Source organism: Corynebacterium sphenisci DSM 44792, from assembly GCF_001941505.1.
Classification (GTDB): Bacteria; Actinomycetota; Actinomycetes; order Mycobacteriales; family Mycobacteriaceae; genus Corynebacterium; species Corynebacterium sphenisci.
Map to the genome: position 1 here is coordinate 699180 of NZ_CP009248.1, position 12986 is coordinate 712165.

9 protein-coding genes are annotated in these 12986 nt (G+C 75.6%); 8 read left to right on the forward strand and 1 reads right to left on the reverse strand.

Features of this window, described 5'->3' with window-relative positions:
- Positions 1-2: 2 nt before the first annotated feature.
- The 6 genes from folC to rpmA all read left to right on the forward strand — a co-directional run bounded on the left by folC (position 3) and on the right by rpmA (position 7874).
- Complete coding sequence (gene folC / locus CSPHI_RS03230) at positions 3-1754, forward strand: bifunctional tetrahydrofolate synthase/dihydrofolate synthase (protein WP_084210428.1); 1752 nt, start codon at positions 3-5, stop codon at positions 1752-1754.
- A complete protein-coding gene (locus CSPHI_RS03235; RefSeq protein ID WP_075691475.1) occupies positions 1751-2215 on the forward strand; it encodes a DUF4233 domain-containing protein in 465 nt (154 codons plus the stop codon). The genes folC and CSPHI_RS03235 overlap by 4 nt, the downstream gene beginning before the upstream one ends.
- A gap of 71 nt (positions 2216-2286) precedes the next feature.
- A complete protein-coding gene (ndk, locus tag CSPHI_RS03240) occupies positions 2287-2697 on the forward strand; it encodes a nucleoside-diphosphate kinase (protein ID WP_075691476.1) in 411 nt (136 codons plus the stop codon).
- 310 nt (positions 2698-3007) lie between these two features.
- Positions 3008-7021, forward strand: a complete 4014-nt coding sequence (locus CSPHI_RS03245; protein WP_157118464.1) for a translation initiation factor IF-2 N-terminal domain-containing protein — start codon at positions 3008-3010, stop codon at positions 7019-7021.
- A gap of 249 nt (positions 7022-7270) precedes the next feature.
- On the forward strand, positions 7271-7576 hold the full coding sequence (rplU, locus tag CSPHI_RS03250) for a 50S ribosomal protein L21 (RefSeq protein ID WP_075691478.1): 306 nt from the start codon (positions 7271-7273) through the stop codon (positions 7574-7576).
- Positions 7577-7613: 37 nt separating this feature from the next.
- Positions 7614-7874: a 50S ribosomal protein L27 gene (gene rpmA, locus CSPHI_RS03255; protein WP_075691479.1), complete on the forward strand. Its 261-nt coding sequence runs from the start codon at positions 7614-7616 to the stop codon at positions 7872-7874.
- A gap of 101 nt (positions 7875-7975) precedes the next feature.
- Here rpmA and CSPHI_RS03260 read toward each other — a convergent pair whose 3' ends face one another.
- Positions 7976-10192, reverse strand: a complete 2217-nt coding sequence (locus tag CSPHI_RS03260; protein ID WP_075691480.1) for a RecQ family ATP-dependent DNA helicase — start codon at positions 10190-10192, stop codon at positions 7976-7978.
- Positions 10193-10341: 149 nt separating this feature from the next.
- On the opposite strand from CSPHI_RS03260, the gene obgE reads away from it, so the two are divergent.
- Both obgE and proB read left to right on the forward strand, forming a co-directional pair.
- On the forward strand, positions 10342-11853 hold the full coding sequence (obgE, locus tag CSPHI_RS03265; RefSeq protein WP_075691481.1) for a GTPase ObgE: 1512 nt from the start codon (positions 10342-10344) through the stop codon (positions 11851-11853).
- Positions 11850-12983, forward strand: a complete 1134-nt coding sequence (proB, locus tag CSPHI_RS03270) for a glutamate 5-kinase (RefSeq protein ID WP_084210210.1) — start codon at positions 11850-11852, stop codon at positions 12981-12983. The genes obgE and proB overlap by 4 nt, the downstream gene beginning before the upstream one ends.
- The last annotated feature ends 3 nt before the right edge of the window (positions 12984-12986 follow it).

The following is a 12986-nucleotide window of genomic DNA, read 5'->3' on the forward strand; positions in this document are numbered from 1 at the left end:
CCATGGGCGAGGTCGCCGAGCGCCTCGGCCTGGACGACGACGCCGCCGCCGAGGCCGGCGACGCGGCCGGGGAGGACGCCGGGGCCGCGGGGGACGCCGCGCCCGGCCCGGGCGCGGCGCCGGCGGAGCTGCCCGACGACGGCTACCTCGCCGCCCTGGCCGAGGGCGAGGGGGAGGAGGACTACTCCGGCGCCCCGGAGGCCGAGCTCGCCGCCCTGGCCGCCGACCCGGAGCTCGACCCGGACCCGGACGCCCCGGTCACCGGCGGTATCTTCGGCCGGCTCTCCCTCGACGGCGGGGGGCTGTCGCTGCCCCTGGCGGAGAAGACCGCCGCCCCCGCCCCGCGGAAGATCACCGCCGCCGACCTCGCCGCCCTGGCGGAAACCGAGGCGGAGCTGGACCTGCGCTGGCCGGAGACGAAAATCGAGCCCAGCCTGGACCGGATCGCCCGGCTGATGGACCTGCTCGGCCACCCCGAGCGGTCCTGCCCGGTCATCCACGTCGCCGGCACCAACGGCAAAACCTCCACGGTGCGCATGATCGAGTCGCTGGTGCGCGCGCTCGGCCGGCGCACCGGGCGCACCACCAGCCCGCATCTGCAGCTGGTCACCGAGCGCATCGCCATCGACGGCGAACCCCTCCACCCCCGCGACTACGTGCGGATCTGGGCGGAGATCCGGCCCTTCGTGGAGATGGTGGACGCCGAATCGCAGGCCGCCGGCGGTCCCGCGATGAGCAAATTCGAGGTGCTCACCGCCATGGCCTACGCCGCCTTCGCCGACGCCCCCGTCGACGTCGCCGTGGTGGAGACCGGCATGGGCGGCACCTGGGACGCCACCAACGTCGCCGAGGCCGACGTCGCCGTGGTGACCCCCATCGGCCTCGACCACGTCGACTACCTGGGCGACACCCTCGCCGAGATCGCCGCGGAGAAGGCCGGGATCATCAAGTCCCGCTGGGACGCCGGGGACCTGCTGGCGCCCCCGGACAACGTCGCCGTGATCGGCGAGCAGGACCCGGAGGCGCTGCGGGTGCTGCTCGAGCGCGCCGTGGCGGTGGACGCCGCGGTGGCCCGGGCCGGCGCCGAGTACGCGGTGGCCGAGCAGGCCATCGCCGTCGGCGGGCAGACCCTCACCCTGCGCGGCCTGGCCGGGGTGTACCGGGACATCTTCCTGCCCCTGCACGGGGCGCACCAGGGCCGCAACGCCGCCACCGCGCTCGCCGCGGTGGAGGCCTTCTTCGGCGCCGGGCCCGGCCGGATGCTGGACGCCGACGCGATCCGGGAGGGCTTCGCCGCGGTGAGCTCCCCGGGCCGGCTGGAGCGGGTGCGCTCCGCGCCCGCGGTGCTCGTCGACGCCGCGCACAACCCGCATGGCGCCGCGGCGCTGCACGCCGGCATCGAGGCCGCCTTCGACTTCCGCCGGGTGGTCGCCGTGGTGGCGGTGCTCGGCGACAAGGACGCCGCCGGGATCCTCCGCGAGCTCGCCGGCTTCGCCGAGGAGATCGTGGTCACCGAGAACTCCTCGCCGCGGGCGCTGCCCGTCGGGGAGCTCGCCGAGACCGCCCGCGCCATCGTCGGGGAGGAGCGGGTGCACGCCATCGCGGACCTGCCCTCGGCGGTGGAGCTGGCCATCGCCCTGGCCGAGGAGACCGACTCCGGCGACGGCATCGTCTCCGGCGCCGGCGTGGTGATCACCGGTTCGGTGGTCACCGCCGGCGAGGCCCGCACCCTGTTCGGAAAGGAACCGCAATGACCACGCCCGAGGACCCCCGCGACCCGCGCGAGGCCCGCGCCGAGCGCGCCGAGGCGACCGAGTACGGCCCGCTCGGGCCGGGCCGCACCCCGGAGAAGGACCCCCTGGCCGGGCTGCGCGGGGTGATGGCCGGCACCCTCATCATGCAGGCGATCTCGGTGCTGCTCGGGCTCACCGTGCTCGCCCGGGTGGACGGGGGCGCGCACGCCACCCCGGGGGCGATGGGCTTCGTCACCGCCCTGGGCGTGGCCATGGTGGCGATGGCCTTCCTGCAGAAGCGCCCCTGGGCGCTCCGGGGCAACCTGGCGCTGCAGGTGCTCGCCCTCCTCACCTTCTTCGCGCACTGGTCCCTGGGCCTGGTCGGGGTGCTCTTCGCCCTGGTGTGGGCCTACATCCTGCACCTGCGCAAGAACCTGCTGGAGCGGATGCGCCGCGGGCTGCTGACCACCCAGCACACCTGAGGCCCCGGCGCCGCCCCCGCCGCCCCCGGCCCGCGCCCGGGCCGGCGCCGGCGGCACGTAGACTTCCGGGCATGACCGAACGCACCCTGATCCTGATCAAGCCCGACGGCGTGGCCCGCGGCCTCGTCGGCGAGGTCCTCTCCCGTATCGAGCGCAAGGGCCTGACGCTGGTGGCCCTGGACCTCCGCGTCGCCGACAAGGCCACCGCCGAGGAGCACTACGCCGAGCACCGCGAGCGCCCCTTCTACGGGGAGCTGGTGGACTTCATCACCTCCGCCCCGCTGGTCGCCGGCGTCATCGAGGGCCCCAACGCGATCGCCGCCTGGCGGCAGCTCGCCGGCGGCACCAACCCCGTCGAGGCCGCCACCCCCGGCTCCATCCGCGGCGACTTCGCCCTGGAGGTCGCCGAGAACGTCGTGCACGGCTCGGATTCCCCGGAGTCCGCCGAGCGCGAGATCGGCATCTGGTTCCCGAACCTGTAGGGCCCCTCGAGGCCCCGCCGCACGGCCCCGCCGCCCCGGCCACCCCGGGTGCGGCGGGGCCGCGCGCGTCCCCGGCCGGCGGGGGCCGGGGACCGGCCCGACCCGCCCCGCGGGCCATCCCGCCCTAGCCCGGGCGCGATGTATGCGACAATGGCGGCGGTGTTCGCTCCGCGATTGCGTCGTCGACCGCTGGACACCGCGCACAACAGACTTGCACACATCGATGGCCGCCTGGCATGAACCGACGGGCCCCGCCACCTTCGACGGGTGGGCGTGAGGCCGGGGCGGCCCCAAGGAGAACCGCATAACCGTGGCAGAGTACAGCCAGGAAAATATCGCCCTCGCCCGCGACTTCGATCGCGCCGGCGCCCCGGAGCGGATGCGCGTGCACGCGCTCGCCAAGGCGATCGGGTTGACCTCCAAGGAGGTCATCGGGATCCTCGACGGGCTGGGGGTGGCCGGCAAACGCGCGGCCTCCACGGTCGAGGCCGCCGACCGCAACCGGGTGCTGGACACCCTGATCGGCTCCGCCGGCTCCGCCAAGCAGGAGCAGGCCAAGGCCAAGGACAAGTCCAAGGCCAAGGCCAAGGACGCGGAGCCGAAGAAGGCCGCGAAGAAGCCGGCCACGAAGGCCGCGCCGAAGAAGAAGGCCGACGCCCCCGACGGGGACGCGGAGGAGGCGCCGGCGAAGAAGAAGCCCGCGGCGAAGAAGAAGGCCGCCGCGAAGAAGAAGGCCGACCCGAAGAAGAAGGCCGCCCCGGAGCAGACCGGGAAGGACGCCGAGGCCGCCGAGGAGCCCGCGAAGGCCCCGGCGAAGAAGAAGGCGGCGCAGAAGACCCGGAAGAAGGCCGCGCCGACGGCGAAGACCCCGGAGGACGCCGGGGAGCAGGCCGCCGAGGCGACCGGCGCGGAGACCGCGGACGCGGGCGTGCAGACCGGCCCCTCGGCCTCCGCGCAGCGCCGCGCCCGGCGCCGCCGCAAGGTCGTCGTCGCCAACCCGACCGAGACGGTCGAGGCCGAGCCCGCCGCGGAGGAGGCCGGCGCGCCCGCCGCCGCGGAGGACGCGGCGGAGGCGGGGCGGGCCCCCGCGCCGAAGAAGAGCACCCGCACCCGCTCCCGCCGCGCGGTGCGCCGCCAGGCCGCCGCGCCCGCCGAGGACGCGCCCGTCGAGGTCGTCGAGCCGACCATCGCCTCCGTGTTCGCCGAACCCGCCGAGGAGGGCCTCACCGAGGTGGTGCCCCCGGTGACCCCCGCCCCGGAGGAGCCCTCCTTCGAGGTGCCGGTGTTCATGGCCCCTAAGGCGGTGCCCGCCGCGGAGCGGCCCGCCGGGGAGGACGACGCCGCCGAGGACCGGGCGGATGACGCCGCGGACGCCGACTCCGGCGCCGACGCCGACGGCGGCCGGCAGCCCCGGCGGCGCCGCCGGGGCCGCGGCCGCGGCGCCGGCGGGCAGAACGGCCAGGGCGGCGGCCGCGGTGGGCAGGACAAGCCCGAGGCCGAGGAGGTGCCGGTCATCGACGAGCCCGCCGCGATCAAGGGCTCCACCCGGCTGGAGGCGCAGCGCCGCCGCCGCGCCGACCGCCGCGAGCAGTCCCGCCGCCGGCCCGTGATCTCCGAGGCGGAGTTCCTCGCCCGGCGGGAGTCGGTGAAGCGGGAGATGGTGGTGCGCGAGCGCCGCCGCACCGATCACCCCGGCACCGTCACCCAGGTCGGGGTGCTGGAGGACGACCTGCTCGTGGAGCACTTCGTCACCTCCGACACCCAGACCTCCATGATCGGCAACATCTACCTGGGCCGGGTGCAGAACGTGCTGCCCTCCATGGAGGCGGCCTTCATCGACATCGGCACCGACCGCAACGGGGTGGTGTACTCCGCCGACCTGAACTGGCGCCAGCTGGGCCTGGGCGGCCGGGGCCGCCGGATCGAGCAGGCGCTGCGCAGCGGCGACCAGATCCTGGTGCAGGTCACCAAGGACCCGGTGGGCCACAAGGGCCCGCGGCTGTCCATGCAGATTTCCCTGGCCGGGCGCTACCTGGTCTACGTGCCCGGCGGGCATTCCGCGGGCATCTCCCGCAAGCTGCCGGAATCCGAGCGCAAGCGGCTGAAGGAGATCCTCAAGGAGGTCACCCCGGAGGGCTCCGGCACCATCATCCGCACCGCCGCCGAGGGCGTCGGCAAGGAGGCGATCCGCGGGGACGTGGACCGCCTGGAGGCCAAGTGGCAGGGGATCGCCAAGCGCGCGGAGAAGGCCAAGGCCAAGAAGGGCTCCAAGCCGGAGACCATGTACGAGGAACCGAACATGCTGGTCAAGGTGGTTCGGGACCTGTTCAACGAGGACTTCGACACCCTGGTGGTGGACGGCGAGGACTCCTGGCGCACCGTGCGCGGCTACATCTCCGAGGTCGCCCCGGACCTGATGGACCGGGTGCACCGCTACGACGCCGCCGAGCACGACGGCAGGGACGCCTTCGCCACGCACCGGATCGACGAGCAGCTCACCAAGGCCCTGGACCGCAAGGTGTGGCTGCCCTCCGGGGGCACGCTCATCATCGAGCGCACCGAGGCGATGACCGTCGTCGACGTCAACACCGGCAAGTTCACCGGCGCCGGCGGCAACCTGGAGGAGACGGTCACCCGCAACAACCTCGAGGCCGCCGAGGAGATCGTGCGCCAGATGCGGCTGCGCGATCTCGGCGGCATGATCGTCGTCGACTTCATCGACATGGTGCTGCCGGAGAACCAGGACCTGGTGCTGCGCCGGCTCAAGGAGGCCCTCGGCCGGGACCGCACCCGGCACGAGGTCAGCGAGGTCACCTCGCTGGGCCTGGTGCAGATGACCCGCAAGCGGCTGGGCACCGGGCTGCTGGAGACCTTCTCCACGGAATGCCCGAACTGCGCCGGCCGGGGCCTCATCCTGCACGTCGACCCGGTCGAGCAGGAGCCGGAGAAGCCGCGCTCCCGGCGCTCCCGCAAGGTCGCCGACCCGGCGAAGCACCCGGCGGCGCTGGCCCTGCACAAGGACGAGCCCAAGGCGTCCGGCAAGGACGCCGCCACGGACGCGGACCGGGCCAAGGCCAAGGAGGACGCGGGCGCGCAGGAGGCGAAGGCCGACGCCGCCGAGTCCGGGGAGCGCTCCGGCGACGCCCCGGCCCGCGAGGACGAGGGCGCCGAGCGGCCGACCCGGTCCCGTCGCCGGCGCCGCTCCCGGCGGGGCTCCCGCCGCGGCGGGGCCGCCGAGGCCGGCCAGGAGCCGCGGGAGCCGCGCGCCGAGGACGCCGACGCCGAGGCGGACGGCTCCGCGGAGGGTCGCCGCGACGACTACGCCCGCCGCGAGGATCGCGGCCGCCGCGATGATCGCGCCGAGCGGGACGCCCGCGAGGAGCGCCGCGCCCGGCGGGAGCGCGCCGGGCGGGACGCCCGGGGCGACGACGCCCGCGGGGACGCCGAGCGGCCGGAGCAGGCCCCCTCGGTGGACCGGATCGCCGAGGTGGCCGCCGCGGCCACCGCGGAGGCCCGGGACAAGGACCCGGAGGAGCCCTCGGACGACCGCTACGTCTCCGCCTCCGCCCGGCGCCGCCGCCGGCGCCGCGTGGTCCGCGCCGCCCAGCGCGGGGAGCTGCCCGCCGAGGCCGAGCCGAAGCGGGACAAGCCCAAGGGCGAGGACCGCGCGAAGGGGGAGCCGACCCGGGAGCGGCCCGCGAAGAAGGATCAGCCGACCCGGGAGCGGCCCGCGAAGAAGGATCAGCCGAAGCGGGAGCAGCCCACGAAGAAGGCCGAGCCCACCCGGGACGAGGCCCCCGGGGACGCGCCCGCGAAGGACGGGGCGGAGAAGCCCACCCGGGGCCGCGCCGCCTACGAGGCCGCCCTGGCCGCCTTCGAGGCCTCCCCGCGCCGCAAGCGCCCCACCCGGGGCCGGTCCCGCTCCGATCACGCGCCGGACCCGGAGGACTACGGTCTGCCGGCCTCGGCCGCGCCGAAGCGGATCCGGGAGCAGGCCGCGCAGCCGGCCCCCGAACCGGAGGCTCCCGAGGCGAAGCCCGCCCAGGCCGAGCCCGCCGCCGAGGCCCCGGCCGCGGAGCCTGCGGAGAAGCCGCGGCGCCGCCGCGGCCGCCGCCGGGTCGCGGTGCGCACCTCCGGCATCGACCGGGACGACGCCGCCCCGGCGCCGTCCGCGAAGAAGACGACGCCGAAGGCCGAGCCCGAGGCGGAGCCCGCCCAGGCCGAGCCCGCCGAGTCCGCGGAGCGGCCCGCCCGGGCCGCCGCCGAGTCCGGCCGGCCGCGGCGGCGGGGCCGCCGCCGGGTGACCCGCAAGCTGAGCAGCTGACCCGGGCCGGGACGGCACCGGCGCCGGTCCGCCCGCCACGGCGGGGGCCGGCGCCGGTTTGTCATTCGGGCCGCCGATTGGCTAGTCTTGACCAGTCGCTGTTCGGATGCGGACCGGCGTGCCCACGCACGCCCGCAGGCGGCCGGAGACCCCACCGGGTCACGGGGCCGCCGCCGGACGCAAACGCAATTGTCCAGTCGGGCCGTCATGGCCTGAACGAGTAAACCAAGAAAAAGGGGTAGCCCTCCTATGTACGCGATCGTCAAGACCGGCGGCAAGCAGTACAAGGTTGCCGAAGGTGACCTCGTCAAGGTCGAGAAGATCGAGGGAGAGACCGGTTCCGCCGTGGCTCTCGCCCCGGTTCTGCTCGTCGACGGCGCCGACGTCACCTCCGGCGACAAGCTGGCCGATGCCACCGTCAACGCCGAGATCGTGGAGCAGGTCAAGGGTCCGAAGATCCGCGGCATGCACTACAAGAACAAGACCCGGTACAAGCGCCGCTGGGGCCACCGCCAGCCGCTGACCGTGCTCAAGGTCACCGGGATCAAGGCCTAGCACCCCTCCCACTCACCACGTCACCAGGAGTTAAACAATGGCTTCCAAGAAGGGTGCGTCCAGCACCAACAACGGCCGCGACTCCGAGGCCAAGCGCCTCGGCATCAAGCGCTTCGGCGGCCAGCAGGTCAAGGCCGGCGAGATCCTCGTCCGCCAGCGCGGCACCTCCTTCCACCCCGGCGAGAACGTCGGCCGTGGCGGGGATGACACCCTCTTCGCGCTGAAGTCCGGCGCCGTCGAGTTCGGCACCAAGCGCAACAAGCGCACCGTCTCCATCGTGGAGAACGCCGAGGCCTAACCGCCCCGCGCAGCAGGCGCCCCGCACCCGTCGTGGTGCGGGGCGCCGTCGCGATCCGGGGGAGCGGCCCGGTCCGGCCGCGGGGGCGGGCCGGGTCCGGCTCAGCCGCGGGCGGCCAGCGCCAGCGGCAGCACCTCGCACCCGGTGGCGGCGGACAGCCCGGCGGCGGCCACGGTCGTCGACCAGCCGGTGTCCACCACATCGGCGACCAGCAGGATCGGCCCCTCGCCGAGGCCCGCGCCGGCCAGGGCGGCGAAATCCCAGCGGTCGATGAGCCCGCCGACCCGGTAGGCGGAGTTCTGCGCGGTGACCTCGCCGGCGCCGGGGCGCAGCGGCAGCGTCCCGGCGAAGCGCATCCGGCCGATCGCGGCCACCGCCCGCGCCACCGCGAGGACCATCTCGTCCAGGGCCGGGCCGGGGGCCTCCGCGTCGGGGCCGTGGCCGGCCAGCGCCACCACCGCCACCGGGCGCCGCGCCCAGTCCCAGCCGGCGAGCACCTGCACCACGTCGCGCAGCCGGGGATCCTCGCGCCAGGCCGCCGGATCCGGCCGCCAGGTGGCCTGCGCCAGCAGCTCCGCCAGCGCGGGGCCGCGGGCGATGTCGTTGAGCCGGCCCAGCGCCCGGCCCTGGCCGACCCCGTGGATCCGACCCTTCGGCGGCAGCGGCACCCCGGCCTCGCCGAGGCTGCCGCGCTCCGCCCCGCGCACCCGGTCCATGCCGGTGGGCCACTGCCGGCGGGCGGGCAACCGCACCCCGGGTTCGGTGAGCCGGGCGGACACCGCGGCGGCGGCGCCGGCATCCACCCCGGTGCCCCGGTGCACCCCGGTGCAGTTGTCGCAGCGCCCGCAGGGGCCGGCCGCGGTGGGGTCGTCGAGCTGGCGGCGCAGGAAGAGCATCCGGCACGCCGCCGGGTCCGGCGCGGCCGGATCCCCGGAGCCGGGGCCCAGGGCCTCGTAGGCGAGCATCGCCTCCTGCTCGGCGCGGCGCGCCCGGGCCAGGCCCGCGTAGCGCTCCGCGTCATAGGACCACTCCGCGCCGGTGGCCACCCAGCCGCCGGCGACCCGGCGCACCGCCCCGTCCACGTCGAGCACCTTCAGCACCTGCTCCAGGCGGTTGCGGGAGAGATCCACCAGCGCCTCCAGGCGCGGGGTGGACAGCGGCTCCGGGCCCAGGGCGGCGAGCAGGGCGCGCACCGTGTCCTCCGGGGGGAAGGACAGGGAGGCGAAGTAGGCCCAGATGTCCCGGTCCTCCGCCCCGGGCAGCAGGATCACCTCGGCCCGGTCGGTGGCCCGGCCGGCGCGGCCGATCTGCTGGTAGTAGGAGATCGGCGACCCCGGCGCGCCCATGTGCACCACGAACCCCAGATCCGGTTTGTCGAAGCCCATGCCCAGCGCCGAGGTCGCCACCAGCGCCTTGACCTCGTTGGCCAGCAGCGCCGCCTCCAGGCGCTCCCGCTCCGCGGCGTCGGTGCGCCCGGTGTAGGCCGCCACCGGATGCCCCGCGGCGTCCAGGGCCCCGGCGAGATCCTCGGCGGCGGCGACGGTGAGGCAGTACACGATCCCCGAGCCGGGCAGCTCGGCCAGCCGCTCGGCCAACCAGGCCGGCCGGGCGGTGGTGTCGGGCAGCCGCACCACGGACAGGTGCAGCGACTCCCGGTCCAGGCCGCCGCGCAGCACCCCGGTGCCCTCGCCGAGCTGGGCGCGCACATCCTCCACCACCCGGTCATTGGCGGTGGCGGTGGTGGCCAGCACCGGCACGCCCGCCCCCAGGCCCGCGAGCAGATCCCGGATCCGCCGGTAGTCGGGCCGGAAGTCGTGGCCCCAGTCGGAGATGCAGTGCGCCTCGTCGACGACCACCAGCCCGGCGGCGCGGGCCAGCTCCGGGAGCACCTCATCGCGGAAGCGCGGGTTGTTCAGCCGCTCCGGGCTGACCAGCAGCACATCCACCGCCCCGGCCGCGATCCGGGAGTGGATCTCGGCCCATTCGGTCATGTTGGCGCTGTTCACGGTCTCCGCGGCGATGCCCGCCGCCCGGGCGGCGTCGACCTGGTTGCGCATCAGGGCCAGCAGCGGGGAGATGATCACCGCCGCGCCCCGGCCCCGCCGGCGCAGCAGCTTCGCGGCGATGAAGTACACCGCGGACTTGCCCCAGCCGGTGCGCTGCACCACCAGCAGCCGGCCCCGGTCGTTGACCAGGGCGTCGATCGCCCGCCACTGGTCATCGCGCAGCCGGGCGGCGTCCCCGGCGAGGCCGCGCAGCAGCCCCTCGGCCTCCTCGCGGGGCACCGGGCGGGTCGGGTCGGCGTCTCGGGCGTCCATGCCCCCATCAGAGCACACCGCCGGACGCGCCGGGCGCCGGCCGGGCGGGGGCGCCCGGCGCCGCCCGCCGGGGCCCCGACCGCGTTACCGCCGCGGGCCGGGACATGCGACAATGCGTGGTTGAACACCGCCGTCGGGAAAGGGCCCCCATGTCACGCTTCATCGATCGAGTCGTACTGCACCTGCAGGCCGGCGATGGCGGGCATGGCTGCAACTCCGTGCTCCGGGAGAAGTTCAAGCCGCTGGGCGGCCCCGACGGGGGCAACGGCGGCCACGGCGGGGACATCATCCTGGAGGTCGACCCCCAGGTGCACACCCTGCTGGACTTCCACTTCCGCCCGCATCTCAAGGCCGGCAAGGGCCGCCCCGGCGCCGGGGACAACCGCAACGGCGCCCGCGGCGAGGACCTGGTGCTCAAGGTCCCGGAGGGCACCGTGGTGATGACCGAGCAGGGGGAGACCCTCGCCGATCTCACCGGGGCGGGCACCCGCTTCATCGCCGCCGAGGGCGGCTACGGCGGGCTCGGCAACGCCGCCCTGGCCAACCGGCACCGCCGCGCCCCCGGCTTCGCCCTGCTCGGCGAACCCGGGGAGGAGAAGGACCTGGTCCTGGAGCTGAAGTCGATGGCCGACGTGGGCCTGCTCGGCTTCCCCTCGGCGGGCAAGTCCTCCCTGGTCTCCGCGATGAGCGCGGCGAAGCCGAAGATCGGCGACTACCCCTTCACCACCCTGCAGCCGAACCTGGGGGTGGTGCAGGTCGGCCACGACGCCTTCACCATCGCCGACGTGCCCGGGCTCATCCCCGGCGCCTCCGAGGGCCGCGGCCTGGGCCTGGACTTCCTGCGGCATATCGAGCGCTGCGCGGTGCTCGCCCACGTGGTGGACTGCGCCGCCTTCGAATCCGACCGGGACCCGGTGAGCGACATCCGCGCCCTGGAGGCGGAGCTCGCCGCCTACGACTCCGCCCTGGACTCCGACGTGGGCCTGGGCGATCTGCGGGACCGGCCGCGGGTGATCGTGCTCAACAAGATGGACGTGCCGGACGCCCGCGATATGGCGGAGCTGATGCGCGGCGAGCTGGAGGGCTTCGGCTGGCCGATCTTCGAGGTCTCCGCGGCCACCCACGAGGGCCTGGACGCGCTGCGCTACGCCCTGCTGGAGGCCGTCGAGGCGCACCGGGCGGCGCATCCGCCGGCGACCGCCGCCGGGGCCGGGGCGACCGTGATCCGGCCCAAGGGGGTCGGCGGGCGCCGCCGCGGCCAGGACTTCACCGTGGAGGCGGACCCGGAGGTCCCCGGCGGGTTCCTCGTGCTGGGCCGCACCCCGGAGCGCTGGATCCTGCAGACCGACTTCGAGAACGACGAGGCCGTCGGCTACCTCGGCGACCGGCTGGCCAAGCTCGGCGTGGAGGACGCCCTGGGCAAGGCCGGGGCGGTGGAGGGCTCTCCGGTCACCATCGGCGGGGTGACCTTCGAGTGGATGCCGCACACCGCCGCCGGCGCCGCCGCCCCGGCGCCCTCGGCGCGCGGCACCGACCGGCGCCTGGACGAGGTGCGCCGGGCCTCCGCCGAGGAGCGCAAGCGCGCCTCCCAGGCCCGCCGCGGGCTCATCGACGAGTTCGAGGTCGAGGGCGAGGTCGCCGACCGGGACCGGTTCCAGTGAGCGCGCCGCGGGGGCTGCGCAGCTCCACCCGGGACGCCGTGGCCGGCGCCAAGCGCCTGGTGGTCAAGGTCGGCTCCTCCTCGCTGACCGGGCCGGACGGGCGCACCGACCCGGCCCGGATCGACGCCATCGCCGAGGCCCTGGAGGCCCGGATGGCCCGCGGCTCGGACCTGATCCTGGTCTCCTCCGGCGCGGTGGCCTCCGGGATGGGCCCGCTGGGCCTGCACGCCCGGCCCACCGATCTCGCCACCAAGCAGGCGGCGGCCGCGGTCGGCCAGGTGCGGCTGGCCCAGGAGTGGGCCCGCTCCTTCGCCCGCTTCGGGCGCACCACCGCCCAGCTGCTGTTGACCAGCTCGGACGCGGGCGACCGGACCCGGGCGCGCAACGCCCAGCGCACCATCGACCGGCTGCGCCAGCTCTCCGCGATCCCGATCGTCAACGAGAACGACACCGTGGCCACCTCGGAGATGCGCTTCGGGGACAATGACCGGCTCGCCGCGATCGTCAGCCACCTGTCCTACTGCGATGCGCTGGTGCTGCTCTCCGACGTCGACGGACTCTACGACCGCAACCCGGCGGAGCCGGGCGCGGCCTTCGTCCCGGAGGTGTGGAGCGGCAACGACCTGCGGGGGGTCGCCGCCGGGGAGGGCGGCGGCCTCGGCACCGGGGGGATGGCCTCGAAGGTCTCCGCCGCCCGGCTGGCCTCCCGGGGCGGGGTGCCGGTGCTGCTCGCCGCCGCCGACGAGATCTCCGCCGCCCTCGGCGCCGCGGACGTGGGCACCGCCTTCGCCCCGCGGGGGCAGCGGATCTCCTCCTGGAAGTTCTGGGCGCTCTACGCCGCCGACGCCACCGGGGTGCTGCGCATCGACGCCGGGGCGGTGCGCGCGGTCACCGAGGGCCGCAAATCGCTGCTGCCGGTGGGCATCACCGACGCCGAGGGCGAATTCGCCGCCGGGGATATCGTGGACATCGTCGGCCCGGCCGGGGAGATCATCGGCCGCGGCGAGGTGTCCTTCGACGCCGAGGACCTGGCCCTGGTGCTGGGCCGGACCATGGCGGAGCTGCCGGACGCCTACAAGCGCCCGGTGATCCACGCCGACTACCTGTCGAACTACGCCTCCCGGGCCTGACGG

Coding starts and splice junctions, on each gene's coding strand:
- ndk (WP_075691476.1), top strand. CDS start 2,287: ATGACCGAACGCACCCTGATCCTGATCAAGCCCGACGGCGTGGCCCGC.
- CSPHI_RS03235 (WP_075691475.1), top strand. CDS start 1,751: ATGACCACGCCCGAGGACCCCCGCGACCCGCGCGAGGCCCGCGCCGAG.
- rpmA (WP_075691479.1), top strand. CDS start 7,614: ATGGCTTCCAAGAAGGGTGCGTCCAGCACCAACAACGGCCGCGACTCC.
- rplU (WP_075691478.1), top strand. CDS start 7,271: ATGTACGCGATCGTCAAGACCGGCGGCAAGCAGTACAAGGTTGCCGAA.
- obgE (WP_075691481.1), top strand. CDS start 10,342: ATGTCACGCTTCATCGATCGAGTCGTACTGCACCTGCAGGCCGGCGAT.
- CSPHI_RS03260 (WP_075691480.1), bottom strand. CDS start 10,192: ATGGACGCCCGAGACGCCGACCCGACCCGCCCGGTGCCCCGCGAGGAG.
- folC (WP_084210428.1), top strand. CDS start 3: ATGGGCGAGGTCGCCGAGCGCCTCGGCCTGGACGACGACGCCGCCGCC.